Below are 16293 nucleotides of genomic sequence, written 5' to 3' on the forward strand. Positions count from 1 at the left end.
CAGGGAATAAAAACCCCCGCCATGGCGGGGCTTGTTAGTGAGGTTGTGTCAGTACATTGCGGGGATGATGGGAATACTCATTCCGGTATATCTCTCGCCGGTTACAGAATACCTGTCGGTCCATCGGGAACGGACACGGCCATTTCCACCTTTTACAGAATTCCCGCTCATAACCAGTCCCTTAGAACGCATGTTGCACCACCCGCTGGCAACTGAAGAGTTGAAACCATAGGAACCAAGAGCAATCATGCTGTTGCCAATATCGACCCAGCTATTGCCCGGTGAATAAAACTGATTGCGGAATATAAATGGACGGCGGGTGGTAGAAAAAGTGCACTGACCAGCGGCGTTGATGAAATTTAATCCCCTCCCTGGCACCGGAGCCTGAACCGCAAAAATCGCAATATCGACATTCACAGAACGGGCAATATCGTCATAGCCCGTGTAATCCTGCCGGGAGTAAATATTATTACCATCACATTCAAGCGTAGCTGCGCTGTCATTCCAGCGGGCAAAAACGAGCCCTTTGGCGGGAAGTGCGTAAGTACCATTTACATTGACCGTTCCACTGAAAACACAGGAAGCAACACGGCTGACATCAGTGATCGCAATAAAGTCTGTCGAATCCTCAATGAGCAAACCACGGTTTCCACTCTGCCCTGCGGGTAAAATCTGCCAGACTGTGCCGGGAAACGTTTTATCTTTCCCCCAGCCATCTGATGACCAGACGCTCTGAGTCAGGGTTCCGTTGCCGTTATTGGTTATCCCATCGAGAACCATAATCGTGGTTATCAGATTCGGAGAGCGAGTCACATTCACAACAGAGTTTGATGGAATGAAAAAAGGGGTCGCTCCGGCAACATAGCCCTGAACAGTCATGGTCTGCTGGCCCCACGCCTCCACAGCCTCCCCACCATAAGACGGACATTTCATTCCGGCAGTGATGGTCATTGCCGGACGCCCGTCATTCAAATCAATATAAAGCCCCCTGGCCATCAAAATTCCCCCAGAACAATACGCCCACCGTTCGACAAATTGACAGTGACACCGTTGTTATTGATCGTGACTCCTCCTGTTGAGTTGGTAAATCCAAACTGCCCATTTTGAGCGTAAACCCCGCCACGAACCGTCACATTATTGAAAACCGCATAACCAGATTTGTTGATGTGCCAGCCGACGTTCCCGGTTCCGTCCCAGGTTGAAGACTGAATATAGCTGCCGATTTTGGCGTTACCGATCGTCCCGTCACCAATTACTGTGTCCCGGATGATGGCTTGTCCGTTCTGGATAACAAACGGAAGAGTCACGGCGCCGCCTGCCTGGGTCATAACCGCGAAGCGGTCAGCCAGGAAGAGAACCTGCGTCTGCATTCCAGATGGCGTATTCTGAACACCAATCCCCATCCCTGCTGCATACTGATTACCATTAGAATCAACAGCGACCTTGATGCTGTACATCGCATTCAGGTTGTTATTGATGTCCGCTGATACCTGGCTGTTCTGGACAATCGCTGCAGACTGACCGTTAACCGTGACCTTTAGCGAATTGATTTGCGTAGCAGATGCCTGGGTAAAATCAGCAAGTGTCTTCGACAAGTCAGTGACATTCGCCGTGTTCCCACCGGTGCTGGAATCCAAAACGCGCAATGACTCAGAGACAGCTTTACTGGCGTCGGCCATCACATTGTCTACTCGATCGATACTGGCTTTGTTATCTCCATATTGGACGCTCAGGAGGTTGCGCTGGTTAACCTGCGCGAGCGTACTGGTGATCAGCGCGATAGCATTGTTCTGAATACCGCCGCTGGCCTTATCAGTTTGTGCACCCAGCTCTTCCAGGCGTGATGCCATTGAGGAATCGAGGTCCGTGACAACCTGGCTAAGGTCAGTGATTGATGCTGTATTCTGAGCACCTACAGCAGCTGCTGAATCAGCTTTGTCAGATGCGGCCTGAGTGGCAGCCGTCAATTGACTTACCGCAGAAGCGCGAGCTTCAGTTTCCGTTGCTAACGCCTGGCGAACATCAGTAATACCCGCTTCATTCTGTGCAGTTTGTGCCTCAAGACGAGTAACATCCGTGACGCGTGCTTCCGTCTCAGTAGCGATCACTTCCCGGAGCTGTTCGAATGTCGCAGAGTTAGCCCCCTGCTGCGCAGTCTGGCGCACAACAACATCAGCAATAGCCAGGGCGTTGCCAATGATTGCTTCTGCTGTCTGCTTATTCGAACCTACTGCTGCAGCCAGCCCATCGGCGTTCTCCTTAATTGCATCAGAAAGCTCGGCCAGTTTCTCGCTACTGTCTACAGCACTTTCAATCAGATCCTTAAATACCTCGGAATCTTTAATCTCCTCCAGGATCGCATCGGTGATATCGGAAACATCGATGCTCGCCTGTCCGCGCACCCAGTCGGTGTATCCGGACTCGTTGCCGCTGCGGTCCACCAGCTGCGCGCGGTACCAGAAAATCTGCCCAGCCTTAAGGCCCATCTGCTGATATTTGCGCTGCGGGTAAGGCACATCGGCCAGCAGCATCGCATCGTCTTCGGTACCGGTCAGGCTGTACTGAATTTCGGTCTTCAGCGTGTCGTCGGTATTCGCCGGGAATCCCCAGTTCAGCTCGATACCGAATACCACGTTTTCAGAAGCGATAAAGCCAACCGGCTTCGGTGGATTGCCCACTTTACCAGTAAGATTTACTTCTGGTGATGTCGCCCACACTGATGAAACGTCGCTGGCGTTCACCGCCCTGACGCGGACCAGATAGCGACCCGAGTAGATACCCTGCACTTCAAAGCCGAGAGAAGACGTTCGGGGCACACTAATCCAGTTGCCGCTGTCACGCCGCCATTCCGCCTCGTACGCAACTGCACCCTGAACAGCATCCCAGGCAACGCGCATGGTGGTAATCGCAATGTTCTGGTTAACCGTAGAGTAACTGTCTACGACGATATTTCCTGGGGGAGCCTGAACCCCTGGGGGAATGACACTGACTGGCCGCTCGTCCAGTCTTGCGCCGGTATCAACAGCGGAATAGATATCAGGGTTGTAAGTCGTCCCGGTGACCTCGAAAGTACCGTCGTTGTTGTCCCGCGTTCCCGTAACACGGAAAAGCGCTATAAACAGATCGTCAGAGTCCACACCCCAGTTACATTCAGCCTCCGGCGTTTCGCTGTAGGGTGTGGTGACAGTGACTGTGTTTCCGTTAACGGCCTGGACCGTTCTGGCCTGAGCTGTGCCTGACGGAAGATTCAAAAACAGCCGGTTCCCGGCCTTCACATCAGCGGCTCGATCGAGGGTTATGTTGCGGCCGTTAACCGCACTCACCCTGCCACCGATAGTTCTTCCGGCCAGCTCGTTAGCTGCCACGCCGATCACCTCACCAACGGGGGGAACGTCCATGCCCGTGCTGAAGGTCACCACCTCGCCGATACCGTTAGTGAGCAGCGCCCAGCGCCCCCGCCGGTTTGCCTCTGACTGCCTGGTGCAGCCGATCGCAGTCATTTCGAGCTGACGATAATCGAAGCGCATGGCCAGATCGTTATCGTAAACAGGCTCAGGCGTGTCTTTATAGTGGTTGGCTGGGTCTGACCAGTTCACCAGCGCGGCAGTGTTTCGGGTGGTTTCACTCGGATCCGCAAAGGTAAATTTTCCTTCAACAACGCTGGCGTGGTTATAGATGTGCCACACATCCCGTGGCATATCAGCCAGGACATACATCTTATTGTCGCCCCAGTACGTCATGCCGCGAAATATACCCGCCAGGTCACGAAGTACGGTCCAGGCGTCATTACGGTCCTGGATATAAACGTTGCAACGAAAACGAGGCTCCGTCCCGCTGCCGCCCTTGCCGTCTGGTACCAGTTGATCGCAATACTGGGCGATGCGATAAAGTTCCCATTTGTCTATCTGAGTCGCATCGATTCTTTGACCCAGCCCGAAGCGCTCGTTCAGAATGATGTCGTAATAAATCCAGGCAGGGTTATCCGTCCACGCCCATTTAAATACGCCCTCCCATGTACCAGAATAAGTGCGGGTTTCGGGATCATAAGTATCAGGTACACGGATGATTCGCCCTTTCGGATTGCACACAACCTGAGGAATGCCATTAGGGAACTGCTTTGCGTCAAACTCTACATACAGCAGCGCTGTGTTAACGTAGCGAAGTTTGGCGTCAATAATTTCAGTAACGGCCACAACGCGCATGGTGTCGACGATATTCACGCTCGTGGAATCCGGCGTGATTCTGCGAACCCGTAACTGCCATCCAGTCGAGGCTTTCGGAAGATTGACGCGGTGACTGCGCTCATAAAGCGACGTGGTTTTGTCATCAACAGCACCGTTAACCACCGTTTCATACGGCCCGCCATCGACCGACAGATCGATAGCATACTCGACGCGGGTGCCGACTTTATCACCGTTGTTTTTCTGGAGTAAAAGAGTTGGCCATCCCAGGCGAATTCGCAGCGCAGAGTGCTGCGTGTTGGATACCGCCCGAACATACGGTACAGCCTGTTTCAGCTCATATGAAACCTGAAGTTCGTTTTCAATGCCCGGAAAGCCCTGAATGTAATCCTGGTCCTGAGTACCGGAACGGAACTCGTATTTTACATTATTGAAATTGTAACTTCCGTCGGCGTTCTGGAGAGGGGTGTATGAAGATGAGTCGCCAAGGAAAATATTTTTACCATCAAGCCCGCCGGCGAACTCCCCCTCCCCAAGAGCAATCAGCACCTTTGCCCTTGCAATGGACTGAATGCTGTCTGGTGCCTCAACAGGCGTACGGGTCTGATTGCTGCCACCTTTGCCGCGGCCTTTGATGATTGTCGTCGTCATATCGCGTCCATAAAAAAGCCACCGTCAGGTGGCTTGCAGTACGTGGTTTTGTTTATTGCTGATCTTCTGCATAAACCCCGGCGGATATAATGGCGCCGCCAATTTCCCGTTGCCCATAAAGCAGGGGGACGGGATTGCCAGATGCCGTCGTGTTAACGGGACCACCAAACGCATAGGAGGGTTTGTTATCAGGTTCCTGACGCATTCGCAGACCTGAAACCTGAGGAGAGAGCATTTGCACTACACCGCCAACGGCCATTGCGGCACCAACGGAAAACATGAGGTTACTTGCTGCGATACTAACTCCCGGCATCCATATGGCAGCAGCGACCAGAGCCGTTCCGAGCAACGCCTGGAAAACTCCAGCTCTTTTACTACCCCTTATCACAGGGATTATTCTTAACTCATCACCCGGCCCCAGGAGTTCAAACTCTTCGAGCCCGATATTGCGACGATCCCGGAAAATAACAAAATCCAGTCCCTTTGCCCGAGCTTCACGCAGATAAGCATCAAAGCCGTCAATGGTGTTAGAAAGCGCCCTGAAAACTTCGCTGGCGGACGTTAGTGCACGGCGATGTGTCCTGCCAAATCGCTGAGCCATTGAGCCGCTGAGTTTGATAACGGTTTTTCTTTCCATTACATCAAATCCTTATAACGCAGAATTTTGATGGTACGGTCACGGTAATAGCCACCGTAGGGAATACGCTGGCTTAGCTGGCCATACATGTGATGCAGTAGCATGTTGCCATCAAGCAAAATCCCGGCATGGTTCGGGACGGTGGACTGAACCTGCATGATAACCATGTCACCTGGCTGAGCGGGACCGTCGTACTCACGGAAACCGCATTCCTGCCAGTTATCCATATAGAGGTTTTCACCCTGCTCCCACCAGTGGCGATCTACGCTGTAGTTGGGCAGTTCAATGCCGTGCTCGATGCGGAAATAGTCCATGATGAGAGACCAGCAGTCTGCATACCCGAGTACAAACTGGCGCCCTGTGAGGGGACGGTCTCCGCGAGGCATGACGGTGCGAATGTCGCCCTCCGGCCACGATGCAATAATCCAGGGCAGTTCCGTGGCATCACACATCAGCATGTCGAGCTCGCTCGGCTGAGTTGTTGCCCCGTCGCCGGGATGGCTGTGGACGATCGCCACCACAGTGCCCTGCTCTTCGGCGGCCGCATAATCCTCAGGATTAAGTTCAAATTGCTCAGTCGGCGACTCAGCATTATTTTTGCAGGGGATGTATTTCTCCACCCGCCCCTTCTGAATAACCACGCCACAGCACTCCTCGGGGAAGGATGCGGCGGCATGGGCCAGAATGGCGCTAACTGTTTTGTCGCGCATGATTATCCTCTCAGAAGTGAAGCGCCTGGGAACCCGCCATAATCCAGCTGTTCATTCTCTCCGAAGCGAGGTTTACAGCCCGTTGACAGCAATCCGGAGCAAACATCCTGTGAAGGATCGTCCACCCGATTGCCGTCTTTATCGAACCAGCCGTTTTGCCCGGCGTAGGTGCAGCCGTTCCCGGTTTTGTACCAGCCCCGCATGCACCACGTGCACATTGGCTGAATTTGCCGGGTCGGAATGAGTTGCCCTCGCAAATCGGCTGGACTTGAAAGCTCAAACTCTACGGTTTCATCGTCTGACCCTGATTTACGGTCGATGTAATAAACCTGTTTGCGCTCCTCGTTGGGATTCGCAGTCGGGTTCCCGCCAGGAAAATTTCTTGCGTCCAGGTAGTGAGCGAAGGTGTCATGGATGATCACCTTTGCTTTAGCCATCCCCTGAAACCTGCGGCACAGCGCGCCAATCGTACCGCTGATGTTTGCAACAGTGAGTGACGGCCGTGAACTCTGGCCGTCACTGCTTACAGATATGCCGGTCAGTTCATACGGCCACGCGCCATACTCCTGCCCCTGCCACCACACCGACTTCGGCTCAAGTTTTGACTCGTCGCCGCCTGCGGCGATGATTTCCGCCTCGGTATGCGGGATTGTCTCGTTGTGAAAGCGAAGAATACCCGCACCGAACGCTGAGCCGTCCACCTCGATCAGGCGGACGCGCTTACCCGGTTCCAGTTTCTGGACATCAGATGAAATACTCATGGATGGTATGCCTGTATGAATGTGCTGCTGAGGGTGTATTTTTTGTTGCCGTGGGTAGATATCTGGAAGGATTCCGCGCGCCATAAACCTGAAGGATCAAGCGGTGGCTTCCAGATAAATGACTTCCACCCTGCATGTCTGTTCAGAAAGTTTTTAATGGCCTGAATGTAAGCCTCGTCGCCGGTAAAGCTCACGCTCCACTGAGGTGTTACCGGGTTGATGCCGTCCCCGGCCACCTGTGTATAGCCATCGCCAAACTGCGCCTTTCGGGTACGAAAACTTGTATCAACCTGAGAGGCAACCTTTGGGCACCAGCTGAAGGTTTCGACTGCCATGGTTAAACTCCCTTGATTAATCGCCACAGAGGCGAGCCCGGCATGCTGGCCTGCTCGTTAATAACGCCAGTGATGGCATCTTTCAATTGTCTGCCAGCGGCACCGGCTGTTCCCTGACTGGCCGCCTGGGATGATCCGCCCTGAATATTGATATCGCCAAAGTTAACTGAAGGCACGCCACCAGAAACCTGCGGCATCCCCACTGCGCGAACGGCAAGATCACCATTAGGTGCCCGCGTGAGGGGCATGATTGCTTCAGGACCTGCCTCGCCGAAAATCCCTGCGCCTTTAGCAAAAGCAAACAGTTGAGGTGTCTGAAAAACGCCATTGCTGTAAGCGCTCAGGGACGGAGAGTCGTAAACATTACCCTTTGCATTAAAGGTAAAGTTCGCGCCAGCATTCTGAATAGCGGTACCGCTGCTGGCGGTTGCGGCTGACGAGGCACCAAAACTGAACAGTGATCCAATTGAGCTGACGCCATTAGCAACAGCCATGTTCACCAGAACGTTCTGGATAATCTTCAGTACGCTCACGCCCCAGTCCTTCCAGCTGTCAACGTTGCCATTGAGCATGTCGGTGATCGTGGTGACCGCGCCACCCATGGCCTGCTTCATGCCGTCAGCGGCCATGGAAGAATAATCAGTAGCTTCGTCCACCCAGTTCGCATAACCCTCAGACAGTCCCGTCATCCAGTCGTCACGCTGCGCATCAGAAGCTGCGTAATATCCCTCCTGGTCGCGCAGGCGCTCTTCGAGGTAGCGCTTATTAAGTGCCAGCCCCTGCTGATAGAACGTCTCGTCGATTTCACCAGCCTGACGCTGGCGGAGAAGATCGGTATTCTTCTGCTCAAACTCCTTACGCAGATTGAACTGCTCCTGAAGTCTTTCACGGAACCTGGTTCCCTGCCCGTATCCCAGCAGTTGCGCTTCATTGGCTGCGCGGGCGCTGGCGTTACTGTCGGCAAGGTTGGCTTCGTAATTTCGCAGTTGCTCACGCAATTTAACCTGGTCAATCAGCGCTGCATTCTGCAATACCGTCTTTTTCTGGGCTTCTGTCAGAGAAGCAAGCTCCCCCTGGCTGACCTGAAATTTAACCTTCGCCAGTTCAGTATTCTGACCCTGCAGGGCGATCTGCTCTTTTTGCTGCTTGATAAGGCGCTTATATACATCCTCTGTTTTCTCGCCTTCAGTTTTGCCTCCCTTCGCCTTAGGTTTGTTGGCCTCATTATTCCGCCATTCCGCCAGGCCGTTATTAATCAACTCCTGACGGCCTGTCTGGAATTGAGGATCACTGGTTAATCCCAGATCATCAGCGGCATAACTCAGCCGTAAACGCTCTTTGTCCTCACCCTTCAGGCGTGACAACTCCAGATCCCGGCGGCTCTTTTCGAGGGCATCAGTTTGTTTTTTGTCGAGGTCGGCCTGGGGAAGTCTGAGCGGGACGTTAGCCAGCCCCTGACGAGCCATAAGGAGCTGATTACCCAGCCCCAACAGGCGGTTAAATTCAGTATGCTGACCATTCATCATGATCATCGACTGATATACCGCATTCTGTCGCCAGGCTTGTTCGCGAATTAAATCATTACGACGCCGTTCAATTTCTTCGAGAGCCTGCTGTATGCCGCGAGATTTATCTCGCATGTCATTTAATTTTCCCTCTTCAACAGCAAGCTGATCCGTAACAATAGCTATCGCTCTCAGTATATTTGCATCGTTCTCGCTGGTAATGCCCGGTTTTCCACGCGATGCATTCAAATCATCGATCTGGGTCTTCAGCTCACCAACCTTTTTGGCTTGCTCATCAATCAGACGATTTTGCTCTACCAGAGCACCAACAGTCCTCCCCCTATTATCGTCTGTTTCAGACAAAGACATGCGGGAGGTTTTTTCTCGTATCTCGTCAATTTGACTGGCATATTCCTGAGCAGAACGCCGAGCCTGCTCCTGATTCTGATACATCGCATACCAGGCTCCTGCACCCAACATAACCAAACCAGGAACTCCACCGATGAGACCAAGTGCACCACTCATGAGCCGAGTGCCGACGGATGTCACGCTATTGAGATTGCTTTGAGCCGAAACACGGTTTGCAAGGTTCCGGTTTAAGGCAGCCTGAGCTGAAGCCAAACGCCTTTCAGCGACAGCCTGGGCGTCGGCATTTTTAGCTGCTACCAGCCCTGCCTGTGCACGCTCAAGTGCAGTTCTGGCCCTGACTTTTTCCGTAGCGGTGCCACTTGCAAGAGCGGTAGTCAGTCTGGCTTGAGCTGCTGTAACTTTTGCTTCAGCTGCTGCGACTTTTTCTTGCTGAGCTGCCTGAACATCTGCACTTCTTGAACTCTGTACTGCTTGCTGAGCACGGTAAACTTCAGCCCTTGAAGCTGCAACAGCAGACTGAGCCGCTTTATCTTGCGCAACAGCAAGTGCAACCTCTGACTTAGCCGCAGAAATTAGCGCGCCGGTAGCGCTCGTGGCGCTAGTTACCACTCCACTGAGATATCTTGCCAGCCCAACACCAACAAGCGCCCCAGCCACTGTTGTTATTGTGGACATATTGTCAGCAACGTCATTCAAGGCACCGCTAACAGCTGAAGAAGTGAACGCATCCAGAGTTTGGGCTAAACTATCCAGCCCGCCAGACAAACCTGCCGTTGCGCCGGTAGCCTGATCAATGCCGCCAACCCATTGCATGAATGAGTTAGTAACCTTCTGCAAGGAACCAGAAACCGTTTGTGGTAAGCTTTTGAACTCATCTTGCAAATTATCTAACTGGCCTACCAGAGCTGGAACAACCTTATCAATCGTAAGCTGCCCCTGATCGGCCATGCTCTTGAGGTCTTTGCGGGCCACGCCCATTCCGGCGGCAAGTGCGCGGATAACGCGGTCACCGGATTCGTTAACAGCGTTAAACTCCTCGCCACGAAGAACGCCCTGTGCCAGCGCCTGGCTGAATTGAGTGATAACAGAACTCGCTTCCTGGGTGTTAGCCCCCGAAAGTTTGAGGCCGGTAGAAACAGCTTCGGTAATTTTCAGGACTTCATCGGAGCTATACCCGTATTCACGCATTGAAGCCGCAGCGCGGGAAAAAAGGTTTGCATTATCTGCGAACGCCGTCCCAGTTCTTTGACTTATCTCCATCAACTGACGCTGAGAAGCTGCAAAATCGTCAGCAGAAGATGATGCCTGCTTGAGTCGCGCGTTTACGGAGTTCCACTCGTCAGCGATCTGAACAATTTTCCCGGTAGCAAACGCTGCGCTAGCAGCCGCGGCGGCTTTCCCTGCTGATGCAAATCCCTTAGTAAGATCAGAAAGTGCCCTCTCGCTTTCGCGGGCAGCGGCTGCTGATTGCCTCCCTCCATTTTGCATGGTTCGGTAATAATCTGCACCCATTCGTGAGGCGCGAGCAATCTCACTCTGGAAAGATTGAGAGTTCGCGGAGATTTTAATTATTAGTTCGCGTAGAGCCGCCATCTCTTGTACCTTAATAATGAAAATAGAATAGCCACTTGGACTAACAACTCAGAGGCTTGGCTTTTTTTTGCACATGGAGACATATATGTTGAGCTTGAACTTTGAAGTTCCCGGCAACCCGGATGACTACTACGAAGTTAGGGAAAAGGAAGACGGAACGCTTTCCTATAAGCCTAACAGATTAAAAATTAGAGGGTTAGCAAAAACTCAGTGTGATTATTTTGATTATATATCCTCTTTAGGTGAGAATATTCACATAGCCACACTTGAGAGCAATGATGTCATCAACGAATTTTTTGAAAATGAGCCGGAAGAGGCTCAAATTTCTATTTACAATACTCTTTCCGAAGAATTTAACGCTATTACTGATACCATTTTAGATAAAACTTCAGAATTGAATGCGCAGGCACAGCAGACAGAAAATGTAGCAGAGAACATAGGTAAAGTTATAGGGGCTATAATCCTTATAGGCTTTATAGTTTTTATATTATCGCAAATAAACTAAGTTACGGGCGGTTTACCGCCCTAATTTGATGCAGCAATTAAAGCCGCCTCAAGCCCTGCAAACGGGTCATTCGGTTCTGATTGCTCCTCACCACCCCAGCGCAGGATCGCATCGTCCAGCGGTACTTTTGCCCCCTGCGAACCGTAGATGGCAGAGACGATCTGGGCGGCCTGAATGTCACCGCGAATATCGCCAACCGGACTTTGCCTGTCGTACTCAATCCACATCAGAAGCTCGCTTGCCGTCATATTCTGCCGAAGCTCTGAGAGCGTGCGCCCCATCCGGAGCGCAAGCGACATCAGAAACTTTACGCCGGGGGTTGAGACTTTTCCCGCGCTTCGTCCGCGTTGTTGATCAGGTCAAGCGCCTGTTTGAGCAGGCGTGAATGGACGGGGCCGTAGATTTCACGCACCTGCTCTTCTTCGTCTACGCTGAATACCGGTTGCTTATCGGTGTCGCACAGGACGTCAATGAAGAGCACCACGTCAGCGCAAAGATTACGGTGTGCCTTTTCCGATACCGACACATTTTCATCATCAGCACCCGCTTTCACCACTTCCTGCCAGCGAAGCCAGGCTTCACCGGATGGCTCACGGAGAACCACTTTGACGCCTTCCCACTCAGGAACGGCGACCGTCTTATGACGAAAACCCGACATCTTAGCCAGGGCGAGATTTTTAATATTCTTCATGCGACCTCTCAGGAGCCAGACTCGATGTTTTCAGGCTTACCTTTCAGGCGCAGGGAGAACGTTGCCGCCACTACGCCGTTGGTACCGGAAGACCAGGTGTGCTGGCGGATTTCAGCCAGGAACTTAAAGCCTTTGCCGGAAGGGAAGATCACCTGGAAAGCGTAGGTCGTATCGTTGTCATACGCATCACGCAAGGCGTCCTGCGCCGGATTCTTGTAGAAGTTTCCGGACAGAGAGATTTCTGACGGAGAAGGCAGGCCGTTAATGTTCTCCTGCTCGGTCGAGCAAAGCGTTGTTACGTCGATATCCTGCTTCTGACCACCGGTGAACTGAATTTCTTTGATGGTGCAACTCAGATCGAGGAAGGTTGCGGAATCCATCGTTTCTTTGGTGGCTGGCAGGGAGGAAATAAGGATCTTCGTCAGCTGCGATTTTTCATAAAGTGCAGACATAGCTGTCTCCTGGAAAAAGAAAACCCGCCATCAGGCGGGTTCGTTGGGTGAATTAATTGTCAGGGGGTAACTTTAAAATCCAGGGTGGCACGGTAGAGCCGATAATCTGGCTCGTATCCGGGGATTTTTACCACCTCTGTAGGGTTTAACTGCTTAAGCGATGCGAGCGCCAAATCTCTCAGGGATCGTGATTCAGTGATCGTTGTGGCATACACATCGACCTGAACGGAAACCCTGCTCTCTGCCTGGCCACACATCACGTCAGCGGAAACATCATCGACGATGGAAAAGATAATCCAGGGTGGAGTGACCGACGGTTTCCCGTCACTATCTAATGGCGCAACATAGGGATATACCCGTCCTTCTGCCAGGGGAGAAAGCAAGGCGTAGATATTATCTTCATTCACTTGCTCAATACCTCATCAATAGCCTGACTCATCCTGGCAATGGCGACGCTGGCGGCCTCTTCCTCGCGCGTATCGTAAGCGGGTCGCACAAACGGATGTGCAGGCATTTTCGCGGTGCCCATTTCTACGAATCGCCAGTAAAAGGCGTTTCTCGGGTTATTCGCCTTCATCGTGTTATCGCTGTTGCCGGTGCGCGGGTTAACGCCACGGATATGAATACCGGATGAAATCTCCCCGCGTCGGCGGCTTTTTTGGGTCACCACTACCACATTTTTTTTCAGTTTCCCGGTGCGTTCCGGCGCGCGAGCGATCACTTCTTCTTTCAGCACTTCGGCACCGGCGCGAGTGGCATCACGCAGAACCTTGTTGTTTTCAGCGCGGCTAAGCGCCTCAAGGTCCTTTGCGATATCATTCAACCCGGAAAAATCGAGGCTCGTCTCAATCATTTTTCGGCACCCTGTTTGCAAAGAATTTCTAGCTGAACACCACGAGAGTCAGGGATAGGCGGACCAATGATATTCAAAATAGCCCCCTTGAGCGGGCCTGTGACAACCTTGATTCTGGACGCTGCAGTAATATCGCTACGAAATCGTGTCCATACCCTGATAGTGGCTACTGCGGTTTCAGCACCAGCGGCTACCAGCTCACGCCCACTGATGCCCTTTACTTCTGCCCAGGTTTCTGCGCCGTCATGCCATGATTCAACAGGCTGACCAGAAGGATCTCTGGATGTGGTGATGTTCTGAATTATCACCCTGTCTCTCAGTCTTCCTGCCTGCATAAACCCCTCCTACACACCGTAAATTCGATATGGTTGCAGCAGGGCTTCAACTGCAAACGGGACCTCTGCAACAGTCTGCCCAATAGCTACAGGTTCACGATTGGCGTACCAGTGCCCGATCAGCAGTAACATGGCCGCCTTCACATCGTCATTGAGCAGAATCGAGTCTGGGTCGTCTGCGTAACCAGGACTGTCCTCATTTTCATAGAGCGTTCGTCGTGTCCAGTTCTGCACGTATCGCGCCGCCGCCCCCGTGTAAATTCCCAGCAGGGCATCATCACCGGTAAAGTCGGTATCAATGCGGCAGTGCTGCTTCACCACATCAAGATCGACCATTATTTTTTCGCCTTCTTATCTGCTTTTGCTTCCGGCTGTTCCTGCTGCTGTTCCTGCTGCTGTTCCTGCTGCTGTTCCTGCTGCTGTTCCTGCTGCTGTTCCTGCTGCTGTTCCTGCTCTGCAGGATTTTCTGATTCATCGAGCATCGCATAGCCTTTTTTAATGAGCTCGCGACCGTGCTGTTCCAGAGTTTCCAGCGGAAGCCCCTCAGTAACGACAGTACCGCCGAAATAAATCGGTTTAAGTGCAATCAGTTTCATTTTGCCACCTGTAAAAGCGGCCCGAAGGCCGCAGTTTCATCAGCTACCAGCGCCAGTGTGGAATGCACCATACACAAATGCCTCAGGGCGTTTGACGGCCAGCGCCAGACGTTCCTCGCAACGGATGGTGAGCATGTTTTTCTCGAAGTCGTCGGCGTTCTCTGTGGAGATCACCACGTTCGCATCTTCGCGGTCGAAGATTTGCGCGCCTGCGTTGAAAGCACCGGTCAGGAATTTACCCTGGAATGCTGCCGCTTCGGTGGCAACAACCGGCAGGCCCCACAGAGTCGGTCCAGTCAGCGCCGCAGGGTTAGCCAGGATGTAACGGCCCAGGCTGTCTTTTGTCAGCTCGATCCGAGCCCAGTCAATGAAGTGAAGCACATGACCGGATGCCGGGAATCGCGCCAGCTGCACCTGCAGCATCGCCAGACGCAGATCGTCAATACCGCTCTGCTGTTCTACAGTGAACGCAGGATCAAACGCCGATGCCTGAGGAACGATGCCATGCAGATGCACACCGGTACCGTCACCGAAGAGAATTTCCTGCTCTTCCGCGTATTTCAGCCCGTAGCGCATTTCGGCATCAACGGTCGACTGCAGCTGCGCAAAGTCATCCAGGATCTGCTTAGAGGCTTTGAACAGGTGGGCGATGGTGCTGACACCAGTGATTTTCGGCGTAAATTCAATGTCGCTATATGGTTTCTGAGTATTTTCAGCAACCACTTTCGCGTTATTGGTAAAGCCTGTCTGCTGCACCCAGAAAATAGCCGGGGAGGAAGTGCGGCCAGGTGCAATCAGATCACGGATAAACAGGCGCTGCTTCGGAGCAGTATCGATACCAGGCAGGCGCTGCGGCTCCACCACACCATCAGGAACATCCGCAGAAGTCAAAGCTGCCTTCACAGGGATGCTGATACGTTTGCCACCTTCCACACCGGAAGCAAAGGTTTTCAGCGCTTCAGCAGAGATCACCTGCTGGCCAATTGATTCCACAACATGCTTCGCGTTAGCCAGCGGCATCTGAGCAACATGTTGCTCCAGTTCCCCCATCGCCGCCTTCAACGTTTTTTCTGCTTCGCGCAGGGCGTTGAACTCAGAAGCCATTTTATCAACGGCTGCCTTTGTTTCCTCAGACAGCTTGCCTGATTTCTGCGCCTCGTTGAGTGCGTCTTCTGCTTTCGCGTTGAACTTGCCGGTTGCCTCTTCAATGCTGGCAGTGACTTTTTTCAGAATATCGTTTACTTCAGACATAAAGGGTCCTTATTTGACTAACGCCGCCAGGGCGTTTTCAAGTGAATTGATAGTTTCAGGTTTGATATCTTTGGCAGCGCCCGGCATACCGTCGTTGGTGGTGACAGCGCCAGGCATGCCACCGGATAAGGCTTTAATGAGTTTTCGGCGCTCAGAGCGCGGGGTGTTGGTTTTAGCCAGCAACGCATCAAGTTTTCGAAGCGCGGCGGCAGGTGATTCGTCTCCGTCGCTGACCGCATCAGCAGAAAGCAGGCTGTCTGCCAGTCCTTTCGCCACGGCGTCACTTCCACCGATATAACTTTCTGCATCCATCAACTTCTGCACGACGGCCATATCAAGGCCGGATCGCGCCGCGTAGATATCAGCCATTGCGGTATCAAATGGCTCCAGTGACTGCGCCAGTTCTGCAAAGTCATGGCGGTTGCCCATCGCGTAAACCCAGCAGTTGTGGATCATCAGGAAGGCACCACGACCAATCTGAATATCATCCCCGGCCATTGCGATGATCGAGGCGGCACTGGCTGCAATGCCAAGCACCTTCACCGTTACAAGGCCTTCGTATTCGCGGAGAAGGTTATAAATAGCCAGACCTTCGAACATGTCCCCGCCCGGTGAGTTGATATTCACCGTGACGTCGGCCCCGTTCATCGCCCGAAGCGCACCGGCAATACGTTTAGCTGTTACCCCTTCGCCCCAGTAGTCCTTCCCGATAACATCAAAAACAGAAATGCTGTTATCGTCGGTGGCCGCCGCTTTGATCCCGCCGTCCCAGCGGTCCAGTGCGGACGGTAATGTTTCACAGGTAACGCGCGCGCAGGGGCGACCCGCCGGTGCTACCGGAAGTTGTTTTTTGCTCATCAGGATAGTG

At 52.7% G+C, this 16293-nt stretch carries 17 protein-coding genes and 1 pseudogene; 1 reads left to right on the forward strand and 17 read right to left on the reverse strand.

Annotated elements, in window-relative coordinates; translation table 11 throughout:
- Positions 1-48: 48 nt before the first annotated feature.
- Genes HV157_RS05375 through HV157_RS05405 form a run of 7 tightly spaced genes read right to left on the reverse strand, consistent with a single transcriptional unit; the run spans position 49 to position 10742 of the window.
- Entirely contained in the window at positions 49-996 is a 948-nt protein-coding gene (locus tag HV157_RS05375) for a DUF6453 family protein (protein WP_048959833.1), read from the reverse strand.
- Entirely contained in the window at positions 996-4832 is a 3837-nt protein-coding gene (locus tag HV157_RS05380; protein ID WP_182378407.1) for a phage tail protein, read from the reverse strand. The genes HV157_RS05375 and HV157_RS05380 overlap by 1 nt, the downstream gene beginning before the upstream one ends.
- 52 nt (positions 4833-4884) lie before the next feature.
- The gene (locus HV157_RS05385; protein WP_182378409.1) at positions 4885-5469 is read right to left on the reverse strand and encodes a tail assembly protein; all 585 of its coding nucleotides are present in this window, start codon (positions 5467-5469) and stop codon (positions 4885-4887) included.
- Positions 5469-6179, reverse strand: coding sequence for a C40 family peptidase (locus HV157_RS05390; RefSeq protein ID WP_023296258.1), 711 nt, complete (start codon positions 6177-6179; stop codon positions 5469-5471). Before HV157_RS05390 ends, HV157_RS05385 begins: the two co-directional genes overlap by 1 nt.
- A gap of 2 nt (positions 6180-6181) precedes the next feature.
- Positions 6182-6940 carry a phage minor tail protein L gene (locus tag HV157_RS05395; protein ID WP_016240208.1) on the reverse strand — a complete coding sequence of 253 codons (759 nt, stop codon included), beginning with the start codon at positions 6938-6940 and terminating at the stop codon, positions 6182-6184.
- Positions 6937-7275 carry a phage tail protein gene (locus HV157_RS05400; protein ID WP_058683958.1) on the reverse strand — a complete coding sequence of 113 codons (339 nt, stop codon included), beginning with the start codon at positions 7273-7275 and terminating at the stop codon, positions 6937-6939. Before HV157_RS05400 ends, HV157_RS05395 begins: the two co-directional genes overlap by 4 nt.
- A gap of 2 nt (positions 7276-7277) precedes the next feature.
- The gene (locus HV157_RS05405; protein WP_182378411.1) at positions 7278-10742 is read right to left on the reverse strand and encodes a phage tail tape measure protein; all 3465 of its coding nucleotides are present in this window, start codon (positions 10740-10742) and stop codon (positions 7278-7280) included.
- Positions 10743-10827: 85 nt separating this feature from the next.
- On the opposite strand from HV157_RS05405, the gene HV157_RS05410 reads away from it, so the two are divergent.
- Positions 10828-11247 (forward strand): hypothetical protein, encoded by a 420-nt coding sequence (locus tag HV157_RS05410; RefSeq protein ID WP_060570048.1) that lies wholly within the window; start codon positions 10828-10830, stop codon positions 11245-11247.
- A gap of 20 nt (positions 11248-11267) precedes the next feature.
- Here the strand turns inward: HV157_RS05410 and HV157_RS05415 are convergent, their stop codons facing one another.
- The 10 genes and pseudogenes from HV157_RS05415 to HV157_RS05460 all read right to left on the reverse strand — a co-directional run bounded on the left by HV157_RS05415 (position 11268) and on the right by HV157_RS05460 (position 16283).
- Entirely contained in the window at positions 11268-11546 is a 279-nt protein-coding gene (locus HV157_RS05415; RefSeq protein WP_060570049.1) for a DUF4035 domain-containing protein, read from the reverse strand.
- Between the two features lie 8 nt (positions 11547-11554).
- Positions 11555-11938: a phage tail assembly chaperone gene (locus HV157_RS05420; protein WP_001549114.1), complete on the reverse strand. Its 384-nt coding sequence runs from the start codon at positions 11936-11938 to the stop codon at positions 11555-11557.
- A gap of 32 nt (positions 11939-11970) precedes the next feature.
- Positions 11971-12390, reverse strand: a pseudogene (locus HV157_RS05425) (phage tail tube protein); the annotation flags it as partial.
- 59 nt (positions 12391-12449) lie between these two features.
- Positions 12450-12797 carry a DUF3168 domain-containing protein gene (locus HV157_RS05430; RefSeq protein ID WP_182378413.1) on the reverse strand — a complete coding sequence of 116 codons (348 nt, stop codon included), beginning with the start codon at positions 12795-12797 and terminating at the stop codon, positions 12450-12452.
- On the reverse strand, positions 12794-13243 hold the full coding sequence (locus HV157_RS05435) for an HK97-gp10 family putative phage morphogenesis protein (RefSeq protein WP_182378415.1): 450 nt from the start codon (positions 13241-13243) through the stop codon (positions 12794-12796). The genes HV157_RS05430 and HV157_RS05435 overlap by 4 nt, the downstream gene beginning before the upstream one ends.
- On the reverse strand, positions 13240-13578 hold the full coding sequence (locus tag HV157_RS05440; RefSeq protein ID WP_182063647.1) for a phage head closure protein: 339 nt from the start codon (positions 13576-13578) through the stop codon (positions 13240-13242). Before HV157_RS05440 ends, HV157_RS05435 begins: the two co-directional genes overlap by 4 nt.
- 9 nt (positions 13579-13587) lie before the next feature.
- Positions 13588-13914 carry a head-tail connector protein gene (locus HV157_RS05445; protein WP_063853216.1) on the reverse strand — a complete coding sequence of 109 codons (327 nt, stop codon included), beginning with the start codon at positions 13912-13914 and terminating at the stop codon, positions 13588-13590.
- Positions 13914-14174, reverse strand: a complete 261-nt coding sequence (locus HV157_RS05450; protein WP_063853217.1) for a hypothetical protein — start codon at positions 14172-14174, stop codon at positions 13914-13916. The genes HV157_RS05445 and HV157_RS05450 overlap by 1 nt, the downstream gene beginning before the upstream one ends.
- Before the next feature lie 39 nt (positions 14175-14213).
- Positions 14214-15425, reverse strand: a complete 1212-nt coding sequence (locus HV157_RS05455) for a phage major capsid protein (protein WP_063853218.1) — start codon at positions 15423-15425, stop codon at positions 14214-14216.
- Between the two features lie 9 nt (positions 15426-15434).
- Entirely contained in the window at positions 15435-16283 is an 849-nt protein-coding gene (locus tag HV157_RS05460) for a head maturation protease, ClpP-related (protein ID WP_063853219.1), read from the reverse strand.
- Between the last annotated feature and the right edge of the window lie 10 nt (positions 16284-16293).

Origin of the sequence: Enterobacter sp. RHBSTW-00318 (assembly GCF_014101375.1) — a bacterium.
GTDB lineage: Bacteria > Pseudomonadota > Gammaproteobacteria > Enterobacterales > Enterobacteriaceae > Enterobacter > Enterobacter ludwigii.